At 43.7% G+C, this 21,436-nt stretch carries 27 protein-coding genes; 15 read left to right on the top strand and 12 right to left on the bottom strand.

The annotated features are described in order from the left end of the window. Positions 1–241 precede the first annotated feature (241 nt). The gene (locus tag AC0VXY_RS06200) at positions 242–2,380 is read left to right on the top strand and encodes an ATP-dependent Clp protease ATP-binding subunit (protein ID WP_475527318.1); all 2,139 of its coding nucleotides are present in this window, start codon (positions 242–244) and stop codon (positions 2,378–2,380) included. An 849-nt stretch (positions 2,381–3,229) separates the two neighbouring features. On the opposite strand, the gene AC0VXY_RS06205 is transcribed toward AC0VXY_RS06200, so the two are convergent. Together AC0VXY_RS06205 and AC0VXY_RS06210 are read right to left on the bottom strand one after the other, a co-directional pair. Further along, complete coding sequence (locus AC0VXY_RS06205; protein WP_435992343.1) at positions 3,230–3,742, bottom strand: CBO0543 family protein; 513 nt, start codon at positions 3,740–3,742, stop codon at positions 3,230–3,232. Between the two features lie 113 nt (positions 3,743–3,855). Then, complete coding sequence (locus AC0VXY_RS06210) at positions 3,856–4,629, bottom strand: Cof-type HAD-IIB family hydrolase (protein ID WP_475527319.1); 774 nt, start codon at positions 4,627–4,629, stop codon at positions 3,856–3,858. Between the two features lie 132 nt (positions 4,630–4,761). Here AC0VXY_RS06210 and AC0VXY_RS06215 point away from each other — a divergent pair, with 132 nt between their 5' ends. Further along, positions 4,762–5,097 carry an MGMT family protein gene (locus AC0VXY_RS06215; protein WP_475527320.1) on the top strand — a complete coding sequence of 112 codons (336 nt, stop codon included), beginning with the start codon at positions 4,762–4,764 and terminating at the stop codon, positions 5,095–5,097. Here AC0VXY_RS06215 and AC0VXY_RS06220 read toward each other — a convergent pair. From AC0VXY_RS06220 to AC0VXY_RS06240, 5 genes are all read right to left on the bottom strand, one after another. Continuing rightward, on the bottom strand, positions 5,089–5,271 hold the full coding sequence (locus AC0VXY_RS06220) for a hypothetical protein (protein ID WP_475527321.1): 183 nt from the start codon (positions 5,269–5,271) through the stop codon (positions 5,089–5,091). The two genes, AC0VXY_RS06215 and AC0VXY_RS06220, sit on opposite strands and share 9 nt — an antisense overlap. 64 nt (positions 5,272–5,335) lie before the next feature. After that, positions 5,336–6,931 (bottom strand): ABC1 kinase family protein, encoded by a 1,596-nt coding sequence (locus AC0VXY_RS06225; RefSeq protein ID WP_475527322.1) that lies wholly within the window; start codon positions 6,929–6,931, stop codon positions 5,336–5,338. A gap of 263 nt (positions 6,932–7,194) precedes the next feature. Further along, entirely contained in the window at positions 7,195–7,380 is a 186-nt protein-coding gene (locus tag AC0VXY_RS06230; protein WP_258264275.1) for a YfhD family protein, read from the bottom strand. Positions 7,381–7,483: 103 nt separating this feature from the next. After that, positions 7,484–7,609, bottom strand: coding sequence for a YfhE family protein (locus AC0VXY_RS06235; protein ID WP_435992333.1), 126 nt, complete (start codon positions 7,607–7,609; stop codon positions 7,484–7,486). A gap of 71 nt (positions 7,610–7,680) precedes the next feature. Then, the gene (locus tag AC0VXY_RS06240; RefSeq protein ID WP_475527827.1) at positions 7,681–8,586 is read right to left on the bottom strand and encodes a TIGR01777 family oxidoreductase; all 906 of its coding nucleotides are present in this window, start codon (positions 8,584–8,586) and stop codon (positions 7,681–7,683) included. 91 nt (positions 8,587–8,677) lie between these two features. Here AC0VXY_RS06240 and recX point away from each other — a divergent pair, with 91 nt between their 5' ends. Then, entirely contained in the window at positions 8,678–9,484 is an 807-nt protein-coding gene (gene recX / locus AC0VXY_RS06245) for a recombination regulator RecX (RefSeq protein ID WP_435992329.1), read from the top strand. A gap of 40 nt (positions 9,485–9,524) precedes the next feature. Beyond that, positions 9,525–9,938 carry a hypothetical protein gene (locus AC0VXY_RS06250; RefSeq protein WP_475527323.1) on the top strand — a complete coding sequence of 138 codons (414 nt, stop codon included), beginning with the start codon at positions 9,525–9,527 and terminating at the stop codon, positions 9,936–9,938. 41 nt (positions 9,939–9,979) lie between these two features. On the opposite strand, the gene AC0VXY_RS06255 is transcribed toward AC0VXY_RS06250, so the two are convergent. Then, positions 9,980–10,651 (bottom strand): SDR family NAD(P)-dependent oxidoreductase, encoded by a 672-nt coding sequence (locus AC0VXY_RS06255; RefSeq protein WP_475527324.1) that lies wholly within the window; start codon positions 10,649–10,651, stop codon positions 9,980–9,982. A 227-nt stretch (positions 10,652–10,878) separates the two neighbouring features. Here AC0VXY_RS06255 and AC0VXY_RS06260 point away from each other — a divergent pair, with 227 nt between their 5' ends. Then, on the top strand, positions 10,879–11,205 hold the full coding sequence (locus AC0VXY_RS06260) for a YfhH family protein (RefSeq protein ID WP_435992323.1): 327 nt from the start codon (positions 10,879–10,881) through the stop codon (positions 11,203–11,205). Between the two features lie 37 nt (positions 11,206–11,242). Here AC0VXY_RS06260 and AC0VXY_RS06265 read toward each other — a convergent pair whose 3' ends face one another. Both AC0VXY_RS06265 and AC0VXY_RS06270 read right to left on the bottom strand, forming a co-directional pair. Next, positions 11,243–11,401: a YpzG family protein gene (locus tag AC0VXY_RS06265; RefSeq protein ID WP_082051311.1), complete on the bottom strand. Its 159-nt coding sequence runs from the start codon at positions 11,399–11,401 to the stop codon at positions 11,243–11,245. A 31-nt stretch (positions 11,402–11,432) separates the two neighbouring features. Continuing rightward, positions 11,433–11,597 carry a small, acid-soluble spore protein K gene (locus tag AC0VXY_RS06270; RefSeq protein WP_034762570.1) on the bottom strand — a complete coding sequence of 55 codons (165 nt, stop codon included), beginning with the start codon at positions 11,595–11,597 and terminating at the stop codon, positions 11,433–11,435. A gap of 151 nt (positions 11,598–11,748) precedes the next feature. Here AC0VXY_RS06270 and AC0VXY_RS06275 point away from each other — a divergent pair, with 151 nt between their 5' ends. Beyond that, a complete protein-coding gene (locus AC0VXY_RS06275; RefSeq protein ID WP_475527325.1) occupies positions 11,749–12,024 on the top strand; it encodes a YfhJ family protein in 276 nt (91 codons plus the stop codon). 43 nt (positions 12,025–12,067) lie between these two features. On the opposite strand, the gene AC0VXY_RS06280 is transcribed toward AC0VXY_RS06275, so the two are convergent. Beyond that, positions 12,068–13,054 carry a metal-dependent hydrolase gene (locus tag AC0VXY_RS06280; RefSeq protein WP_475527326.1) on the bottom strand — a complete coding sequence of 329 codons (987 nt, stop codon included), beginning with the start codon at positions 13,052–13,054 and terminating at the stop codon, positions 12,068–12,070. Between the two features lie 87 nt (positions 13,055–13,141). Between AC0VXY_RS06280 and AC0VXY_RS06285 the strand changes: the two genes are divergently transcribed. Both AC0VXY_RS06285 and mutY read left to right on the top strand, forming a co-directional pair. After that, complete coding sequence (locus AC0VXY_RS06285) at positions 13,142–13,450, top strand: hypothetical protein (RefSeq protein WP_435992316.1); 309 nt, start codon at positions 13,142–13,144, stop codon at positions 13,448–13,450. A 49-nt stretch (positions 13,451–13,499) separates the two neighbouring features. Further along, entirely contained in the window at positions 13,500–14,606 is a 1,107-nt protein-coding gene (mutY, locus tag AC0VXY_RS06290; protein WP_475527327.1) for an A/G-specific adenine glycosylase, read from the top strand. A 42-nt stretch (positions 14,607–14,648) separates the two neighbouring features. Here mutY and AC0VXY_RS06295 read toward each other — a convergent pair whose 3' ends face one another. Then, on the bottom strand, positions 14,649–14,873 hold the full coding sequence (locus AC0VXY_RS06295) for a hypothetical protein (protein WP_435992312.1): 225 nt from the start codon (positions 14,871–14,873) through the stop codon (positions 14,649–14,651). A 105-nt stretch (positions 14,874–14,978) separates the two neighbouring features. On the opposite strand from AC0VXY_RS06295, the gene fabL reads away from it, so the two are divergent. The 7 genes from fabL to AC0VXY_RS06330 all read left to right on the top strand — a co-directional run bounded on the left by fabL (position 14,979) and on the right by AC0VXY_RS06330 (position 21,416). Beyond that, positions 14,979–15,722, top strand: a complete 744-nt coding sequence (gene fabL / locus AC0VXY_RS06300) for an enoyl-[acyl-carrier-protein] reductase FabL (protein ID WP_435992310.1) — start codon at positions 14,979–14,981, stop codon at positions 15,720–15,722. A 76-nt stretch (positions 15,723–15,798) separates the two neighbouring features. Next, positions 15,799–16,005 carry a gamma-type small acid-soluble spore protein gene (locus AC0VXY_RS06305; protein ID WP_435992308.1) on the top strand — a complete coding sequence of 69 codons (207 nt, stop codon included), beginning with the start codon at positions 15,799–15,801 and terminating at the stop codon, positions 16,003–16,005. 301 nt (positions 16,006–16,306) lie between these two features. Further along, positions 16,307–16,522, top strand: a complete 216-nt coding sequence (locus AC0VXY_RS06310) for a YgaB family protein (protein WP_435994603.1) — start codon at positions 16,307–16,309, stop codon at positions 16,520–16,522. Between the two features lie 188 nt (positions 16,523–16,710). Further along, on the top strand, positions 16,711–17,241 hold the full coding sequence (gene ntdP, locus AC0VXY_RS06315) for a nucleoside tri-diphosphate phosphatase (RefSeq protein WP_475527828.1): 531 nt from the start codon (positions 16,711–16,713) through the stop codon (positions 17,239–17,241). A gap of 163 nt (positions 17,242–17,404) precedes the next feature. Further along, positions 17,405–19,153 (top strand): ABC transporter ATP-binding protein, encoded by a 1,749-nt coding sequence (locus AC0VXY_RS06320; protein WP_475527328.1) that lies wholly within the window; start codon positions 17,405–17,407, stop codon positions 19,151–19,153. 306 nt (positions 19,154–19,459) lie between these two features. Next, positions 19,460–20,476: an ABC transporter ATP-binding protein gene (locus AC0VXY_RS06325; RefSeq protein ID WP_475527329.1), complete on the top strand. Its 1,017-nt coding sequence runs from the start codon at positions 19,460–19,462 to the stop codon at positions 20,474–20,476. Next, entirely contained in the window at positions 20,451–21,416 is a 966-nt protein-coding gene (locus AC0VXY_RS06330; RefSeq protein ID WP_475527330.1) for an ABC transporter ATP-binding protein, read from the top strand. The genes AC0VXY_RS06325 and AC0VXY_RS06330 overlap by 26 nt, the downstream gene beginning before the upstream one ends. The last annotated feature ends 20 nt before the right edge of the window (positions 21,417–21,436 follow it).

The raw sequence follows: 21,436 nt of genomic DNA on the forward strand, positions 1-21,436 counted from the left end.
TAAATCAATTATTTGATTTCTCTATTTCGCTCTACTATACTCTTCAATCAACGGGAAATTGGAATCCAATCAAAAATTTCCATAAGCAAAAATATTGAAAGTCAAAAAAGGTCAAAGTATACTGTATTTATAAGGTCAAATAAAGTCAAAGTCAAACATAGTCAAGTTTTGATTTGACCTTAACCATAAACCAATTAACAAACCCATTTATATATAACAAGACAACAGGAGGTCATGTTTCATGAAATGCCAAGTATGTCAGCACAATCAAGCAACGATTGAAGTGTATACGCAACAAAATGGTAAGAAATCCAGTATGAAAATGTGTTCTGCTTGCTTTCAAAAGCAGCAAACCCCTTCTGGCATTCAGGGAGGATTCCCGTTTGATGAGTTGTTCAAAGGTATGAGCATGGGCGGAAGTCCTAATCACGGATTCCAAAACCAACAACAGCCATCTTCATCAGCTCAAGCGAAAAGTGGGAATGGCGGAAACGGCATCCTCGATCAGTTCGGACATAATGTCACTGGAGCAGCCAAAGCCGGCTTGATTGATCCGGTTATCGGTCGTGACAAAGAAGTGGATCGTGTGATTGAAATCCTGAACCGCCGCAATAAAAACAATCCGGTACTGATCGGTGAGCCCGGCGTCGGGAAAACAGCCATTGCGGAAGGATTGGCACGTAAAATCGTAGCAGGTGATGTGCCGTCAAAATTACTAAACAAAGAAGTATATGTGATGGATGTTGCTTCCTTGACTGCTGGTACAGGCGTACGGGGATCATTCGAGGAACGGTTGAAAGCCATCATCAGTGAATTGCAGAATCGTGAGAACGTCATGCTGTTCATCGATGAAATCCATCAATTGGTGGGGGCAGGTTCTGCAGAAGGATCCATGGATGCAGGGAATATTCTAAAACCGGCGTTGGCCCGTGGTGACCTGCAGGTGATTGGGGCGACAACCCTTAAAGAGTATCGTCAAATCGAAAAAGATGCGGCACTCGAACGCCGTTTCCAGCAGGTTTTGGTCAATGAGCCCACTCCGGAAGAAGCCATCGAAATTCTCAAGGGTTTAAAAAACCGCTATGAAGACTATCATGGGGTGGAATATACAGATGAGAGCATCGAGGCTTGTGTAAAATTGTCACATCGTTATATACAGGACCGATTCCTGCCGGATAAAGCGATTGATCTGATGGATGAGGCAGGTTCAAAAGTGAACCTTCTATCTGAAGGCAAGGATAAAACAGCGATTCACAAAAAATTACATGAAGTAAGAATGAAGAAAGAGCAGGCAACGAAAGAAGAAAACTATGAGCAGGCAGCGATCCTAAGGGACGAGGAAGCATCCTTGGAGAAACAGCTTGGCCAGGAATTTGCTGATTCAAAGGCACTTGTAGAAAAGGACTTGATTCAGTCAATCATTGAGACCAAAACAGGCATCCCTGTAGGAAAGCTTCAAAGTGATGATCGTAAGAGGATGAAATCCCTTGAAGAAAACCTCGCTCATAAAGTGATCGGACAGGGTGAAGCCGTGAAAAAAGTGGCGAAAGCCATCCGACGAAGCCGGGCAGGCTTGAAAGCGAAGCACCGTCCAATCGGAACATTCCTATTTGTCGGACCGACAGGTGTCGGGAAAACAGAATTAACGAAGACATTGGCTGAAGAGTTGTTTGGATCTAAAGATTCCATGCTCCGACTTGATATGAGTGAGTATATGGAGAAACACTCTGTGTCTAAACTGATCGGATCCCCTCCTGGTTATGTGGGTCACGAAGAATCCGGTCAACTGACGGAAAAAGTGAGGAGAAATCCTTACTCTATCATACTTCTGGATGAAATTGAAAAAGCACACCCGGATGTTCAGCATATGTTCCTGCAAATTCTCGAAGACGGCCGTCTTACAGATAGCCAGGGAAGAACGGTGAGCTTCAAAGAGACTGTGATCATCATGACAAGTAACGCTGGGGTGACGGATAAGAAGGAAGCCGTCGTCGGTTTCAATACCGGAGGCACGGATGCCATTAAAGAAACGAATATTCTTCAATCGCTTGGTGCCTACTTTAAGCCGGAGTTCCTGAACCGATTCGATAGTATCATTGAATTCGAATCTCTTGAAAAAGAAGAACTGCTTCAAATTCTTGATCTGATGCTGAACGAGTTGAAGGCTGAGCTTAAGGAGCAGGGGATTACCGTGACGATCGACGGAGAAGCGAAGCATAAGCTCGTGGAACTTGGGTATCACCCTGAATTTGGGGCACGCCCCCTTCGTCGCGTGATCCAGGAAAGAGTGGAAGATAAGATTGCCGACTTCCTACTTGATGAAGAAGGCGTAACGGAACTGACCGTATCAGTTGAAAATGATGAGATTATCGTGAAATAAAATGAGAAGAGGCTGGGACAAAAGTGTTTAGTCAAAAGAAAATCCGAATAATCATTCGAAATTCTTTTTGAAAATCGAAATCGTTCGGACTGATCATTTGCCTGTATACGTAATTGTTACTTTTGGATGCAGTAAGTAGTGGTTGATTTCCGCTCCAGGTGCTCGCTTTCCGCGGGGCGTGAGTTGAGCCTCCTCGGGCTTTGCCCTGCGGGGTCTCAACTTTCCCGCGTTTCCCGCAGGAGTCGAGCACCTTCCGCTCCAATCAACTTCCAAGCGTAAGGTTTCACTATAACAATGTAATGTCGAAATTGCTTCACCTATTGCATACATCAACTCTTATCTCTTAGTTGCAGTGACCGTATGCGTTTATTATATAAATTCTCTTTCTATCTAACCTGATGTGAATGACTCATTTTGCTTCGACAGACCCAAAATAATCGAACATTCGAAAACTATAGTCTGTGTACGAATAACAAAAACCTTGATGAATGACCCTTTTATTATTATTGCTAAAGCATTCAGTATATATAGCCGGATCTAGCTTTTGATTGGAGTGCAAGACGAAGACTCCTACGGGAAAAGCGGAATAGGTGAGACCCCGCAGGAGCGTCAGTGACGAGGAGGCTCGCCTTCCGCCCGAGGAAAGCGAAGTCTTGCACGGAAATCAAAAGCGGTGTAGCGAGTGACCCACTAATTTTTAGTTGTTCGTCTTTAAAGGAAATGGATTTAGTTATGTCCCAGCCTTATTCTTTTCGTTTCAAAATGGCGATATAAATGGCCATCGTTATATACACCCCAAGAATTGAAACGATAAATACAGGTGTGGAAAAGGAAGTCATCGAAACACCCTCACTTTAATTCATGGAAAGACGGATGAAAGATCAACAATAGGATGCCAATGATGGGAATAGAAAAAATGAGTGCAAGCAGCGGTTTTTTATGATGCAATCCCAAAATGGAAAACATGATGATATTAAATACAGCAGACCACCCTAAGTTCCAGCCATTTTCATAAAGAAACAGCCCTTTTTTATGAAACAGGTACTCCAGGAAAGTAAAGTAAGTGATCCAGCATGAGACATAAAGAACCTTCTTTTTCCGATAGGGGAAATAACGAAGATAGATCATAATCACCACTGGAATGATGAAAAAGGTGAAAACGCATTCGATTAACGTGTGATTCAGCCAGTCTACCGTCACCGCTTTATACTCCCATAAGGTGTGGTTATAAAAAATCAAGTTATAGGTGAGGTTACAAATAATATAAAATTGAACCGTTGGATAAAAGTCCTTCCAGCGCTTCCAATCAATAAAGAACTTTGCGAAAAGTAAATAAACTACCACTACTAGTATTAGATACATATCGGAATACAATCCTTGTTTTTTCCATTAGTATAGACGTAACAGGAAAGGAATAGACCCTGCGAAAAGAGAAAGTGCCTGATTCAGTAGTGAATCAGGCACTTTTATTCTAATTAGCTCATTTCTTTCAATACTTTATCGATTGCCTGAGCGACACCGTGATCAGTATTGATCCCTGTCACCCAGTCCGCTGCTTCTTTCACTGCTTCCTGAGCGTTGCCCATGGCCACACCGAATCCTGCTTCACGGATCATTGCGATATCATTCATACTGTCCCCGACTGCCATGACCTGATCCATTGAAAGGTCCAGCCATTTACACACCTTCACCAGTGCCGCGGCCTTATTGACCCCTGCTGGATTGATTTCGATATTGGTGAGTGAGGAATTCGTAATTTCAAGTGCTTCATTCTTCACCAGTTCGTCCATCATGACTTTGCGGACATCATCGTCCTGGATATCAAAGCCAAACTTCAGCCAATTATAAGATTCGATATCCCGGTCAAAAGGTTTCTTGCTATTGTATAAGCCTTGGGAAGTGGAAGACCAGAAATATACATCATGCTCTTCTTTAAGCGCCCATAGCTGCTTTACAAGATCAATATCAAGGGGGATGCGGTCTACAAGATTGTATTCATGATCGTAGATTTCCCCGCCATTAACGGTGACAAGGTAAGATGAACGACCAAGCTCATCTGAAATGTCCCTGCATGTAAAAAGAGAGCGTCCTGTACTCAGTACAACATGAATTCCCTTTTCCTTTGCCCGCTGAATGGCTTGTTCGTTTTCAGGTGATACCTCGCCCTCATGGTTGACTAGTGTCCCATCCATATCCAGTGCAATCAGTTTAATATCCATTATTCTTATCACGTCCTTCTTTTCATTCATATACAGTTTAATATAAAGGAAGCGAATCTTCTAGGAACGCGACTTGATGAAGACATGATATCCTAAATTCTTAACTTCCTATTTCAATAAGGGTAATACATAATTGAGAGGAAGAAGGGGAGGTGAACATACATGAAGCCGTTTACCGAACGAGCGGTGAACATCATAGCCAATATTCCTCCGGGAAAGGTCATGACATACGGACAAATTGCGGAGCAGGCAGGTAGCCCAAGGGCTGCAAGGCAGGTCGTGAGGATTCTCCACTCCATGAGTGAAAAATATAAACTCCCCTGGCACAGGGTTCTAAACAGCAAAGGGGAAGTCGGATTTCGTGATGAGGAGCAACTGATGACTCAAAGGCTGTCCCTGGAAGCAGAAGGAGTCCATTTTATAGGAAATAACCGGATTGAACTGGGGGAGTATCAGCATCAACCTGAGAGTGGAACTGATACTGAAGTTTCAATCTAACAATCCGAAAACAAGGGCAAATAAAGACATAAGCACCGTGAACCCAATGATCACATAACCGATGATCCTAATCCCGAGTGGAAGACTGCCCATTTCGGGATTGTTCATGGGTGCCCCTTCAATTTTTGACATATGGTCGGTCACATCATTGAACGGTTCTTTACGATTTGTCATTGTATCCCTCCTGTCTATATTTTTCCATAAAAAGGTAACCTTATTATAGGTTACCTTTTTACATTCAATGCAGTTGACCATTCTTCAATTTTTTTAACCATCTTCTTTGCCTTGTAGCAATAACCCAGTATCCGGCAACACCGAATCCTGCAAGTCCAAAGCTACCTTGCCAGATAACCTCCATACCAAACGCCAGTCCTGAGAATCCCCCGAGGCAGCCTGTAAGTATAAGGACAAATGCCTGCTTTTTTTGACTCTCGAATAGTTTGAATTGAAACCCGTTTAACTGATGATGATCCTTTTGTTCCAGTGCTTTTTCTGGTATATCCAACAACTGCCGTACTTTTTGAACGGTCTGAAAAAGAGGCTGCGCGCTGACCCATTTCATAAGAAGCTCCCATTTGTTCGTGTGCCCATCCTTCACCCAATCCATAAAAGCTGGTTTAACGACATCAAGGGTTTCCTCATTCGGATTCAATGTGTGGACCAGTCCTTCGATGGTGGCGAAGGATCGCCCTAAAAAGATAAAGCGGGTCGGAACCTGAACAGGAAGTGATTTCACCATTTCATTGATTTCCTTCTTTACTGCTATCAGATCCATCTGTTTAAATTGCTCCATATCCAGAGTGACAAATTCCTTTAGCACAGGCTCAATCGTTTTCGGACTAGCATCTGGAAGCAGGAAACCCAGTTCGGCAAGAGCTTCCGAAGCTTTCCGGAAATTCTTGAGAAGAACCCCTTCGAGAAGAGCTTGAAAATGGGCCGAATCCCTTTTCGAAATTTCCCCAATCATCCCATAATCCAATAAAACGAAAGTACCATCCGGTTGAAGTAATATGTTCCCTGCATGTGGATCCGCATGGAAGATCCCGGGCTCGAGCCACTGAGGGAGGAAGAGACGGAATAGTTGTTGTGCAAGCTTCTGGCCATTCAGTCCATACACATCAATCGCTTCTCTGTCATTCAATCGAACCCCGTCGACCCATTCCATCACCAATACTTTATCTGTACATAGCTCAGGGTACATAGTCGGGATCTTCACATTGGCATGATCTTTAAACCTTTGTTTAAAAGAAATGGCGGTACTCATTTCTTTGGAAAAGTCGAGCTCCTGCTCGATGACCTGTTTCAATTCTCTATATAGCATCTTAAAATCAATGAACCCTTTAGGCATGGGAGCAAAATGCCGGGCAAACCAGATGATGATGGACAACGTGCGGAAATCCGTCTTCACTAGTGAAGGGATCTCCGGTCGCTGCACCTTGATGGCCGCTTGCGTACCATCAAGCAGTGTTGCTCTGTACACTTCTCCGATGGAAGCAGAGGCAATGGCTTCTTGGTCAATGTTTACTACCTCTGAAGAAATCGATCCTCCCCATTCCCGTTCAAGAACCTGTTCAATTTTCTCCCATGGTGAAGGGGGGACGTGATCCACTAAGTCTTGAATTTGATTGATGAACCCTTTCGGAAGAAGATCCTCTCGTATACTCAACAGTTGTCCAACCTTGATCAACACTCCATTCAGTTCAAAAAGGGTTTCCTTAAACTCTTTACCGATCTGTTCCCAAAGCTTTTCTTTTTCCCATTGGGACTTACCCCTCAGCCGGTACCAGTAGACTCTCACCACTATTGATAAGGCGAGTGATAATACCTTCCACATTCTCCAAAGCTTGTTCTCTGACTTCATCATTTCATCCCCCGTAAACGGATATCTATCTCTATTATGTAATACGTGTGGGAAATAAGAAAGTTTCGGTTTTGTATTTTCAGAAAATGGAGGTTGTATTTCTATGGTGGAATTAATTTATCAGTAAGGGGTGAAGGTCTATGGATTAAGATATGAAAAAGCCCCATGCTCTCACAGCGTGGGGCAACTTTAAAGCTGAATTCCTCAACCCCGACATTTTTAACTAACGGGATTCACTATTGGTTTTTCTTCACTCGTGCACGCTGGTTTGCAGCGTTCGCCCGGGCTTGTGCTTCCATATCTGCCTGGTCGGCAAGTTCTGTTGAGAACTCTTCGTCAACACCGTCAGATTTGAGCTGAGCGGGTGTTTGTGGCAGGCTGTTTTTGTTTCCTCTTTTGCTATGGCCGCGTGATCTTCCCAATATCAACATCCCCTTTTGGTTAAAAAATAAAGGTGCAGGATCCTTTGGAACCTGTACCTTTATCTTTCTTCAAAGTAAGGGCTTTTAGTTAGGTAATAATTGTCTATCTGTGTGCTTTGGAACTGAAACCGCCTGCACGATCTGCTGATTTGAACTCCCTTGAGTACGTTACTTCTTGTGCACTTGATAGAACCGACTTGTTTTTGTCTTTCTTTTTCTTATTATCCATGTCTATGTACATCCCTTCTTTTCAAGATTACTTCTATTTTTGCCGTGAAAAGGAAGGGACATACCTGTGACTTACTGATATATATCAATGAGGGCACTTTTTAATTCCGGATATTGAAATTGAAAACCGTGTTCTGAAAGGACACCAGGTAAGACCTTTTGTCCTTCCAGTACGAGTGCGCTCATTTCACCCATTGCCACTTTTAAAGCAAGGGAAGGGACCGGTATCCAGTGGGGTCTGCCAATGATCGTCCCTAGTGACTTTCCGAATTCTTTCATGGTGACAGGGGAAGGAGCGGTGACATTAACCGGTCCAGCAATCCCTTCTGTTTCGGCGACAAAATGCACGGCTCTCGCGATATCTTTGATGTGAACCCATGACATCCACTGTTCACCAGAGCCGACAGTCCCCCCGACAAACATTTTATAGGGAAGGGCGATCCGTGGAAGGGCGCCTTCATCCTTGCCGAGAATAATGCCGAATCGCGTATAGGCTACCCGTATGCCGAGTTGTGTGGCTTTGGCTGCTTCCTTTTCCCATATTTGAACGGTTTCCCCCAGGAAATTGTCTGCAGTCTCAGTTGAGGCTTCCGTATACGTATTTGTTTTGGAAGAAGGGTAATAGCCGATTGCGCTTGCATTGATAAGGCAGGCGGGTTTCTCTTTCAGTGCTTTTATGATATTTATGACTTCCCCGGTTGAGTTGATCCGGCTGTTGATGATCCGTTTCTTGCGTTCTTCGGTCCATCTTCCGCTATTGATGGACTCTCCCGCAAGATTAATGAAGGAGTGAATTCCTTCGAGCTCCTCTTCGGGTCTTGCCCCGTCGGATAGCCATTTCACATACGTCACACCTGGCCGCGCCTCGTATTTATCCGGATTTCGGGTCAGGATCATCACTTCATGTTGGTGTTTGAGAAGTTCCTCAGTCAGAGCCTTGCCGACAAAACCTGTTCCACCTGTTATGGCAATCTTCATCATCATCCCTCCAATTATACTTATTATTTTACCTATCTTCAGAATAAAAAACATATGTTGAATGTGTTAGGATTAAAAGGAGGTGGAAAATATGGGTAAGATTACGAAAATAACGAAGCAAGTGAAGAACGATGAGCGTTACAATTTATTTATAGATGGGAAATATTCTTTCAGTGTCGATGAAGCGATTCTTGCTAAATTCCAGCTCAGAAAAGGGCTGGAGGTGGATGAGCTCGAGATTTCAGAGCTTCAGTATGAAGACGATGTAAAAAAAGCGTTTAATAAAGCCATTCAGTATCTGGCCTATCGGATGAGAACGGAAAAGGAAATCCGTGATCACCTGCAGGAAGGGGACCCGGAGGATGGGGTCATCCAGGAAGTCATTCATAAATTAAATGAGATTAAATACATCAATGATTTAGAATTCGCCCATGCGTTTGTAGGTACTCAGATGAATACGGCTGACAAGGGGCCCACTTGGATCCGCGGTGAATTAAGAAGAAAGGGTGTAGGGGATTCCCATATTGAAGAAGCCCTGGCTGCTTTTACACAAGAAAAGCAAGTGGACAAAGCGGTCGCCCTGACAGAAAAGCTCCTTCATAAATATCGTAAAGATTCCAAGATGGTTGCCAAGCAAAAGATTGAACAAAACATGATGAGGAAAGGGTATCCTGGCTCAGTCATGAAAATCGTATGGGAAACAGTTGAATCCGAACGGGATGATGATGAGAGATGGGATGCGGTTTACCATCAAGGGTTGAAGGCTCACAGAAAGCTCAGTTCAAAATATGATGGATATGAATATGTACAAAAAATGAAACAAACGTTATATCGAAAAGGTTTTTCAATGGAAGACATTGAAAGGCTGATGGAAGAATTAAAAGAAAATGAAGAGTGATTTCTTTCATCATTAGTAGGGTGGGGAAAGGAAGAGTTCAGTGGAGATAGTTACAATCCTGTTTGTTGTTGTTACCCTGCCACTTCTCATTGGGACAGGGAGAAAATTCAAGCTTTACGCCGGAGGAATAGTGATTGGTACGGCCCTGCTATTTCTCATTGGTGAATTGATTATTAAAGTGCAAACGGACTTTTTTTCTTTAGGCAGGCAGGAGTGGTATAACCAGGGATTTGCTGAGGATATGGGGAAATGGGTCGTGCCATTTTTTCTTCTCGGAGTGGCAATCTTCTTGATCTTGGTCAATATCAGGATGATTCAGCAGTTTTTAAAAAGAAAGGATGGCTTCCGCTGGATATGGATCGCCTTTGTCGTGGTCATTGATGTATTCGCACTGTTTTTAGTCCCTATGCTATTATTTTTTGTGGCCTTTATGTTTTTTCCGTTTGCTCCTTAAATCAAGGCAGCCTTCGATAATCGAAGGCTGCCTTTTACGGTTTATTTTTTTGATTCAATGACGATTTCGTCTTTTTTCTGATATTCATTTACGATCGTCTCCGCTACTTCTTTAGGAGAGCGAAGTCTTGACGTGTCACTGATATGATCACTGTTTTCCCAGAATGGAGTATCCATTCCACCCATATAGGCATTCACGATGCGAAGGTTTGAGTCTTCATATTCCTTTTGAAGGCTTTCACCAAACCCCCTTAGAGCGAATTTGCTTGCTACATACAAGGACTCGTTTTTCTTGCCTCTAAGGCCGGCAGTAGAAATGATATTGATGATTGTGCTCTCATGCTCCATTTTGGGCAGCAATGCCTTTGTTAACCGGATTGGCCCAAGGGCATTGGTTTCAAACATACTAATTAACTCATGGTCACTTGACTCCTTGAAAGGACCGAAATAGCCTACGCCTGCGTTATGTATGAGTAATTCAATATTAATATCACTAAGTTGATTCCTGCAAAATTGTTGGATGTCATGAGCGGAGCATATATCCAACGTGGCAAATGAAACCTGTCCGCCTATGTTTTCAATATCTGTTCCAGCTTCCTTTAAACGGTCTTCTGTTCGTCCAAGCAGGAGGATATGATATCCTTGCTGGCTAAGAAGTTTTCCCAATTCTTTCCCGAGGCCTGAGCCTCCACCTGTAATGATGGCTGTCTTCATGTTTCTTCATCCTTTCTTATGCTTTTCGGGGCTGACCAGCCGCTTGCGCTTTTCTTATTGTCCAGCTCCGGGGCTTAGAGGCTCGAGGTCATAAGTCCAGCCCACCAAAAAGGCAAAGAACGCCTTTCCGGTGGACTTGACTTATGCTTGTCGCCTCTGGGCAAAGCCCCTCCGCTTTTCTTATTGTATCATTTTCTCTATACTACTATTAGTAGAGGTGATGAGGAATGGAGCAAGAGAGAAGATATAGTGAGATGACGGAGCATGAGTTGAGGCAGGAGATTGCTTCTTTGAAGGAGAAGGCGAGAAAGGCTGAACAGCTGGGAATTGTGAATGAGTTTGCCGTATTGGAGAGAAAGGCACTTATGGCGCAGGCTTATCTGATGAATCCTGATGCTTACAAGCCTGGGGGGATTTATGGGATTGAAGGAGATCCGGGCACTTATTTCAAAGTGGACTATCTGAATGGAGTATTTGCCTGGGGATATCGCCTCGGAGGAGACGGAAAAGAAGAAGCTTTACCTATTTCCCTTCTAGCCGGGGAAAAGAAATAAGGAAGAGGTCCGTCAATAGGGACGGACCTCGGAAGATCTAGGAACGCTTACGTGTCTGGTTCTCCAGAATGATTAAGTCTTGAGTTTGTGTGGTTTGTCCATTTGCCTGTGAATGGGCATGCTTCGGATTGTAGAATGCCTTGTTAAATGGACTGCTGTACTTATTTCGGTAGAAGTTGTTTTTCATGTTTGCCATCGTGACTACCCCCTAATCAAATTTCACTGTATTAAAGTGAGTCGTGATCTCTTTGTCCTGAAGATTTCATTCGTTCTTGAGGATGGGTATTGATGGTGCCGTTAGCCCTTTTAGATGCATATTCCGCCTTTGCCCTCGGTTCACCTTCGAATTTGTTGTTATTCATATTGGGGAACCCTGTCGATTTATTTCGCATAATGTGCCTCCTAAAAGGTGAAATTTACTGACTTATACCGTGAAGAAGCAAAGATTCACAACTAAGCTTAACCACGTATCTTTAGTATGGGTGAAATGGTCAACATTATCATAAATGTACAAACTAAATATATGGAAAAGGAGGAGACAAAATGGAGTCAACATTCCACGAATTAACACAACTGCTAATTGAAAAAAATAATAAGCTTTCGTATGAAAAAGCGAGGACTTGGATTGAACTTGTATGGGAAGATTTCGAAGCAACATACGCGAAAGCAGGTTACGATTACAAAGGAAAAGCAGTGACGGAGAAAGTCGTCCGTCAATGGGTCGATACGTACGGTGAGCAAATCCATGAATTCGCCGCCCAAAACCCGAAATACAAACACCTGATCGACGATAAAGAAGATGATGATTTAGTACATTAAAGTAATGAGGGACGGACCTTTAATAGGTCCGTCCCTCACTGCATTAATCAATTAAAATGTCGATGTCCACTTTTGAGCGGAGTTTTTCTTCGCTGAAGACCCATCCTGTGTATGAGCTGATGATTTTTAGGTCTTTATCGAGCTGTACCAGGGCCACGAATGGGTAGTGTCCGTTATTTCGATATCGCAGATCGATGAAGCGGACTTCATAATGGTCATCGTATTCATCCACTTCCCAGCGGTAAACCGGGGAAAAGGAGAGAAATGCTGCGAGATTCTTATCTTTACTCGCAGCATTGATGATGGGACTATCAGGCAGTTTCACGCGCTCAAATTTATCAAAAATCGTAATCGACCGCCTAAATGCCCGTGCCACATAGTAATGCTCCTTCGTAACGATCGCAAGCCGCCACTGGAAAAACCGGATCGTCGGTGAAACGATGATTTTTTCAGCCTTGGGGATTCTTCGCTTCACCGCATTCTTCACGGCTTTTTGAACCTGGAATCTCAATACATAGTAAGCAAAAATGACAATGTACATGATCAAAAAGGTTTTTCCCGGTGGCAGTCCAAGACCCCACAAAATCAAACCGACTACATGTATGGCGAATATTATGGCGTCAAACGTGTTAATGACCCCTAAAGCGACCCATTTCGACGAGATCGGCCTGATGGCCTGGGTCCCATATGCGTTGAAAATGTCGACAAATACATGGAGGAATACCGCCACAAATGTCCAAATCCATAGATGAAGCAAATCTGCCCCGGGGAAAAACGGATAAAGACAAGCGACTATTAAGAGCGGCCATAGGATAACCGCAGGTATACTATGGGTAACTCCACGGTGATGACGAATATAAACCGCATTATTGCGCAATTTCAACACGGTGTCGATGTCAGGTATTTGAGAGCCGATCACTGCTGCGACTAACACACTTTGAGAAGTGGCCGCGCTTTCAGCTACGACGGGATCTAAAGTAGCCAATCCCCCGAGAGCGAAGCCCATGACGATATGAGTGCCTGTATCCAAAAAAAGTCCTCCCTTGGCTCGCATTTCTAAGATTTGTTTATGACGTATCATTGGTGAACATGATATGGTTAAAAGGAGATTATTTCAATGAAAAACACTTTGCACATACATTTGGAATACGAAATAAAGCAGAATTCAAAGCCTCGATATAAGCAAATTATGAACGATATCGCAGAGACATTACCACAATATGATGCTTTCAACTTCCATTGGGAAAAGGCTGAAGATGATTCGAATCGCTATATCGAAACCTTCGTAGTTCCGACAGAATCCCATTTTCATGCTTTAAAACGTTTACGGATGTCCCGTCGTCATTTATTATTTGGATTATTGGACGAATGTATTTGTGGTGGGTTACAAGAAATAAACCTTATTTGTCTAAAAACAGAGTACTAATTATTTATTCCCTATTCAATGCAACAATTAACATCCTGGAGGTACAAAATTGATAGAAGAGCCACTGAAACACTTACAGACCATCAACCGTGAGGAATTTCAGAATGATTTAATTTCATGGTTTACAAGAGAACAACGCGATCTGCCGTGGAGAAAGGATCAAGATCCATATAAAGTATGGGTATCAGAGATCATGCTTCAGCAAACGAGGGTGGATACGGTCATCCCTTATTTTAACCGATTCATCGAGAAATTTCCTTCAATAGATGCCCTCGCTTCAGCAGATGAAGAGGATGTCCTGAAAGCGTGGGAAGGCCTCGGTTATTATTCGAGAGTCAGGAATCTGCAAACAGCCGTAAAAGAAGTAAACGAAAAATATGAAGGAATCGTTCCGGATACGCCGAAAGAAATTTCTTCTTTAAAAGGTGTCGGCCCTTACACAGCGGGTGCGATTTTAAGTATTGCTTATAGTAAACCTGAGCCTGCCGTGGACGGAAATGTGATGAGGGTATTTTCACGTATTTTGTCCATATGGCTTGATATTGCCAAGCCTTCATCCAGAAAAGTGTTTGAAGAAGCAGTAAGGGAGCTGATTTCAAAAGAAAATCCCTCCTTTTTCAATCAGGCATTGATGGAACTCGGTGCTCTGATCTGTACACCGACATCCCCATCCTGTCTGCTTTGTCCTGTACGTGAGCACTGTCATGCTTTTGAAGAAGGTGTTCAGACTGAACTTCCGATTAAGTCGAAGAAAAAATCCGCCCGCAAGCTTAATATGGCGGCAGCGGTTCTGTTCACGGAAGATGATCGGATACTGATCCATAAGCGTCCTGGGAAGGGACTGCTCGCTAATTTATGGGAATTCCCTAATTTTGAAGTGGGAAATGCAAGCAGTGGCCGGAAGCAATTGCTCCAGCTCATGGAAGAAGAGTATAAAGTGGATTGCTCATTAAAGGCCGGAGTTGTGACAAAGATACAGCATATATTCTCTCACATCGTTTGGGATATTGAAGTATATGTCGGATCTGTGGACAGCAATACTTTAGAAGGAAACGAACTGATTGCCGTTACTCCTCTTGAAATGGAAAAGTATGCTTTTCCTGTCTCACATCAGAAAATCTGGCAGGAAACAGGAGCAGGGATATTACAGAAATAGACAGGAGCAGCGGGACACGCTGCTCCTTTCATCCATGTCATTTCAGTCGTAACTTATCTTCGTACCATGAGTATAATCAGCTTCGCCACGCTTCAATCCACCGCGGTTTTCGATTTCTTCGATAATTTCCCGATGAATCGATTGTCCTTCTCCATTCAAATAAGGTACTATTTGTTGTAGTGAATGGTGAAAGAAAGCAAGCTCGCTTTCCTTCCATTCATCTTTCGGTATCATTGAAAGCTCGGTCATATCTCTGCCTACATACATAACTCATTCCTCCATTTAACTGATATGCTCTTATTAGTTTGCGTGTTCAGGGTCGCATTATGCTTTGGACCAATTGGAAAAATGAAATTGAAAGGATGAAGTAACATGAGTCAAAAAGTAGCATTAGTAACAGGAAGCAGTCGCGGTCTTGGAAGAGAAATCGCCATCCAACTTGCAGAAAAGGGGTACGATATCGTCGTCAATTATGCCCGGAGTAAAAAAGGTGCACTTGAAACGGCTGAGCAAGTTGAAAAACTGGGGCGGAAAGCATTTGTTGTCCGTGCGAATGTCGGGGATGTCGATAAAATCAAATCCATGTTCGAACAGATCAAAGAAGAGTTCGGCCAGTTGGATGTATTGGTCAGCAACGCAGCATCAGGAGTATTACGCCCTGTCATGGAGCTTGAAGAGTCTCATTGGGACTGGACGATGAATATTAACAGTAAAGCTCTATTATTCTGTGCACAGGAAGCAGCTAAATTAATGGACAAGGGTGGACGCATTGTGAGCATAAGCTCTTTGGGATCCATCCGCTATCTGGATAATTACACAACGGTGGGAGTGTCAAAAGCTGCCGTAGAAGCATTGACGCGTTATCTTGCTGTTGAGCTTGCACCGAGGGGCATCGTCGTAAATGCCGTATCAGGCGGCGCAATCGACACGGATGCACTCAAACACTTCCCTAATCGTGAAGAGCTCCTTGAGGATGCCCGTAGCAAAACGCCTGCAGGACGTATGGTTGAAATCGATGATCTTGTGAAGTCAGTCATGTTCCTTGTTTCAGACGATTCTTCCATGATCAGGGGTCAAACCATCATCGTGGACGGTGGTCGTTCACTTCTTGTGTAATGGAATGTTTTTCCTGAAATTAACCGAATAGTGAAATCCACGCTTGGTTATCTTAATAAGCGTGGAGGTGATTACAATGGCAAAACAACCAAACAAAACTCAATCTGGTACAAGCGTTCAACACGTGAAACAACAAAACGCTCAAGCTGGTCAAGCTCAGCAACAACAATACGGTACTGAGTTCGCTTCAGAAACGACGGCAGCTCAACAAGTGAAGCAACAAAACCAACAAGCAGAAGCTAACAAAGCGAAAGCTTCTGGAAAATACGGTCAACAACAATAATCGCATTGTTCTTGACAGAAAAAGCACCCATTTCGATGGGTGCTTTTTCATTTTTGAGGGACGGACCTCTCAAAACGCCGCTCATATTCATACAAATCCTTATTTAACAACATTTCTTATTGTAATAATCATTTAAAATAGAGGTCCGTCCCTCCATCGACAAAACTTCCACGATTGTGACATAAATAGTCAAAGGGTTTGTGCACAGAAGGGAGAATGTGTTAGGAGAGTTTGTTTAGAGGAGTTGGTTGAAGTGATTCAGCAGCGTTTTAATGAGTTGGTTACTGAGCAGTTAGAGACGATGGATAAGTTGTTATATCTTCAGTCTGAGATAGAGCGGTGTCAGGAATTGGAGGAGGAATTGGTGGGGCTACAGGAAATGACCAGGGTTGAATCGCTTCAAAAGGAAATCCTTTTGAAAAAGAAGGAACTCAGGGAGATTCAACAAATGTTCCAAAGACAAACAGATGAAGTGATTCTTTCCTATCAGAAAGAACAAAGCAGTGTCACAACGTAAGGATCAATAGATCCCACTTATGTTTCCAAGACCATTATAAACCCCATTTTTCAACCTTATCGGGCCATTCTTAAAGGATATTTTCTTTAAGGATAGCCCTTTTGTTTTAAATTTTCTGAGGAAACGTTATAATGATAAAATAGACAAGTTTATATAATGGTAATTCTGAAATGAAGGAAGGGGATACGATGGCGGTTCCCACTGAAGGAAAATCTGTACAAATACATAGCTTTAAGCATGATGGAAACATTCACCGCATATGGAATGAAACGACGGTCCTTAAAGGAACGACCAATCAGATCATCGGTGGAAATGACCGGACGATGGTGACGGAGTCAGACGGAAGGACATGGATGACCCGAGAGCCGGCTATTTGCTATTTTCATTCGGAGCTATGGTTTAACATTATTTGTATGATTCGTGAGGACGGTATTTATTATTATTGTAATTTAAGCTCACCATTTGTATATGATCATGAGGCGATCAAGTATATCGATTACGACTTGGATATTAAAGTGTTTCCCGACATGACATATACACTGCTCGATGAAGATGAGTACGAAACTCATCGGAAACTATACGGTTACCCGGATGTGATTGATCATATCCTGAAGCGGAATGTAGACAAGCTTGTCCGCTGGATCCGACAAAGAAAAGGGCCTTTTGCCCCGGACTTTATTGATATTTGGTACGAGCGCTATCTGACTCACAGGGGGTAATAGAGCGTTGGAAATTGTATAGGAATCAAAGGGCTGACCCAGTAAGGAGCAACCTGTTCACTCCCATTCGGGATATGAAGAGCAACAGTGCTGCGTTCCATACAGGGTCATCCCTTTTTGTTGGGGCAGAATAAATACATACATCTTAGAAAGGAGTAATCACTTGGATAGTATCAAAAGGTACCTTCAGTTTGTCAAACCTTATAAATGGCAGATCATAGGTACATTAATCATAGGCATCATTAAATTCACCATTCCTTTGTTGATCCCCGTGTTAATCAAATATGTCATTGATGATATCGTCGGGGCAAAAGGACTGACCACAGATGAGAAGACAAGTCAGCTGCTCATGATCATGGGAATCATGCTCGTCCTGTTCCTCCTTGTGAGGCCCCCGGTGGAATATTACAGGCAGTACTTTGCCCAGTGGACGGGCAATAAGATCCTGTATGACTTGAGGGATTATCTTTTCTCACATATTCAGAGACTCAGCTTTAAGTACTATTCGAATACAAGGGCGGGGGAAGTCATTTCAAGGGTCATCAATGACGTGGAGCAGACGAAGAATTTCGTCATCACCGGACTGATGAATCTTTGGCTGGACGCGGCCACCATTGTAATCGCCCTGTCCATCATGTTCACGATGGATGTATCGCTCACCCTGGTGTCACTCATTGCTTTTCCATTTTACGCCTTCAGTGTCCGCTATTTTTTCGGAAGGTTAAGGGGCTTGACAAGAGATCGTTCCCAGGCGCTGGCAGAAGTTCAAAGTCATTTGCATGAGCGGGTCCAGGGGATGGCTGTCATCAAGAGCTTTGCTGTTGAAGATTATGAACAAAAGCAATTTCAGGATCAAAATCATAATTTCCTGACGAAGGCTTTAAAGCAAACGAGCTGGAACGCCAAAGCGTTTGCGGTCGTCAATACCATCACGGATATCTCGCCATTGATCATCATCGGGTATGCCGGGCTGCAAGTGATCAATGGTGACCTTACAATCGGTACGATGGCGGCCTTCATTGCATATATCGACCGCCTGTATGGTCCGCTAAGAAGACTGGTGAACTCATCTACAACACTGACTCAATCGATTGCTTCCATGGATCGTGTATTTGAATTCATGGACGAAAAGTATGATATCGATGATGAACCGGGAGCAGTTCCATGTGAAAATGTACAGGGGGATATCCAGTTCAACAATGTCTCTTTCCGTTATGAATCAGATGAAGAAAGAGTGCTCCGCAACCTTAATTTGGATATCAGGTCGGGGGAAACCGTCGCGCTGGTCGGGATGAGCGGCGGGGGGAAATCATCCTTTGTCAGTCTGATACCCCGCTTCTATGATGTAACCGAAGGGGAGATCCTTTTAGACGGAACGGACATCAGGAGGTTTCAGGTCAGATCTTTACGAGACAACATCGGAATGGTACTGCAGGATAATATTCTCTTTAGCGAATCCGTCAAGATGAATATTAAGTTCGGTAATCCTGAGGCGACGGATGAAGAAGTCATCGCAGCAGCAAAAGCAGCGAATGCCCATGACTTCATTGTGAAATTGCCGCAAGGCTACGATACGCGTGTTGGCGAACGCGGCGTGAAGCTGTCGGGGGGGCAGAAGCAAAGGGTGGCGATTGCAAGGGTATTTCTAAAGAACCCGCCGATCCTCATTCTGGATGAAGCAACATCTGCCCTTGATCTGGAGAGTGAACACCTCATCCAGGAATCTCTTGAGATCCTGGCAAAAGATCGAACGACTTTCATCGTGGCCCATCGTCTATCCACGATCACTCATGCGGACCGGATCATCCACATGGAACACGGTGAAGTTGTGGAAATGGGAACTCATGAAGAGTTGATGTCAAAGCAAGGACACTACTACAAACTCTTCCAAGTACAACAGCTTGACCAATAAGAATAAAAGTCATGACATATCACGATTTCTGTGATAAATGTCATGACTTTTTTTGTATTTCTAGAAAACATATCAAACTTATTTCAGGTGTGTCATGAATAAAGTAGTGCTAAATAACTTTATATGGAAGGAATGAAAGGGTTAATTGGACATATATTGAATTGAAATGGGAATATCGACTTCGTGTAGAAAAATTCTGAAAATGGATTGCAACATTTGTAACATCTTGTATAATAAGAGACATATAAAATTTAGAAAATAAACACTATTAAGAAAAGAGAGATAATTTCGAAGAGGAGGATTTGAATGAGCGGACAGCGTCCTTTACTGAAAGTGGAAGATATAAGGACCTCCTTTTTTACGGATGATGGAGAAGTTCCTGCAGTCGATGGAGTCAGTTTTCATGTGAATGAAGGGGAGGTGCTCGGGATCGTAGGGGAAAGTGGATGTGGAAAAAGTGTGACATCCTTATCGATCATGGGTCTCGTACCGAAACCGCCAGGGAAAATCGTCGGTGGGAAAATCCTTTATAAAGATGAAGACTTGACACAGGCATCCGAGAAGCGGATGAGAGATATCAGGGGTAATGACATAGCGATGATTTTCCAGGAACCGATGACATCGTTGAACCCCGTCTTTACCATAGGAGATCAATTAATCGAAGCGATACGCATACATACGAAAGCAGGAAAGAAACAGGCAAGGGATAAGGCCGTCGACATCATGAAAATGGTCGGCCTGCCGAGATCTGAAGAATTGATCAAGGAATATCCTCATCAATTATCCGGAGGGATGAGACAAAGGGTCATGATTGCCATGGCGATGGTGTGCGATCCACGCGTCCTGATAGCAGACGAGCCGACAACGGCACTGGATGTAACGATCCAGGCCCAGATTTTAAAATTGATGAAGCGATTAAATAAAGAACTGAACACCGCGGTCCTCCTGATCACACATGACCTGGGGGTGGTGGCAGAAACATGTGAACGGGTCGTTGTCATGTACTCAGGCAAGGTGGTGGAAGAGGGTACTGTTGAAGAAATCTTCAAGGACCCTCAGCATCCTTACACGAAAGGTCTGATACAATCTGTACCCGACATGCGCATCAAGCAGCAACGACTGCATTCAATCCAGGGGAATGTTCCAAAGCCGGGATCGATCAAGACAGGCTGCCGCTTTGCCGCCCGCTGTGATTCAGCATTCGATCGCTGTTTAGTAGAAACACCGGAATTATATGAAACATCACAAGGACATTGCACACGATGCTTCCTGTTCGATGAAGTGGAGGAGGGAGTTTATGACGGAACCGTTGCTAAAGGTTGAGAATCTTAAGAAACATTTTCCGATCACCGGGGGGATCCTCGGACGACCTGTCAGCTCTGTAAAAGCGGTGGACGGGGTATCTTTCACGGTGAATAAAGGAGAAACCCTTGGAATCGTAGGAGAAAGTGGTTGTGGAAAATCGACGACGGGCAGGATGCTCATGAGACTCATCGATCCATCCGACGGAAAGGTGACCTTCGAGGACCGGGAACTTACGAGTCTATCAAACTCGGAGATGAGGAAGATTCGCCGGGAAATGCAAATGGTCTTTCAGGATCCCTTTGCATCCTTGAATCCAAGACATACGGTAGAGAAGATTCTCGAAGAACCTTTGAAGGTTCACGGAATGGGTTCAGCCAAGGAAAGAAAAGAAAGGGTTCATGAACTTCTCAATATCGTCGGCTTGAGCAGCTACCATGCCAAACGCTATCCACATCAATTCAGTGGAGGACAAAGGCAGCGTATCGGGATTGCAAGGGCACTCATGACGAAGCCGAAGCTGATTATTGCAGATGAGCCGGTATCGGCCCTTGATGTATCCATTCAGTCACAGGTACTGAATTTAATGCAGGATTTACAAAAAGAATTCGGACTCACTTATATATTCATCGCGCATGATCTGGGTGTAGTCAGACATATAAGCGACCGTGTGGGGGTGATGTATCTCGGCAAAATGGTGGAGCTGAGCGAGAGTGAGAATCTCTATGAAAAGCCCCTTCATCCATACACCCAGGCGCTCCTGTCGGCGGTACCGGTACCGGATCCGGATTTCAAAAGGGAAACCATTCTTTTACAGGGGGACATCCCGAGTCCATCCAATCCACCGAGCGGCTGCACATTCCATACCAGGTGCCCGCATGCCACGGACATTTGCAAACAAAAAGTGCCGGAATTCAAGGAACACCAACCAGGGCATTATGTAGCTTGTCATCTTTACTAGAAGACAGGTCTCATAAGTAT

The sequence above is a fragment of the Rossellomorea sp. QJM3NY_18 genome (assembly GCF_056173145.1).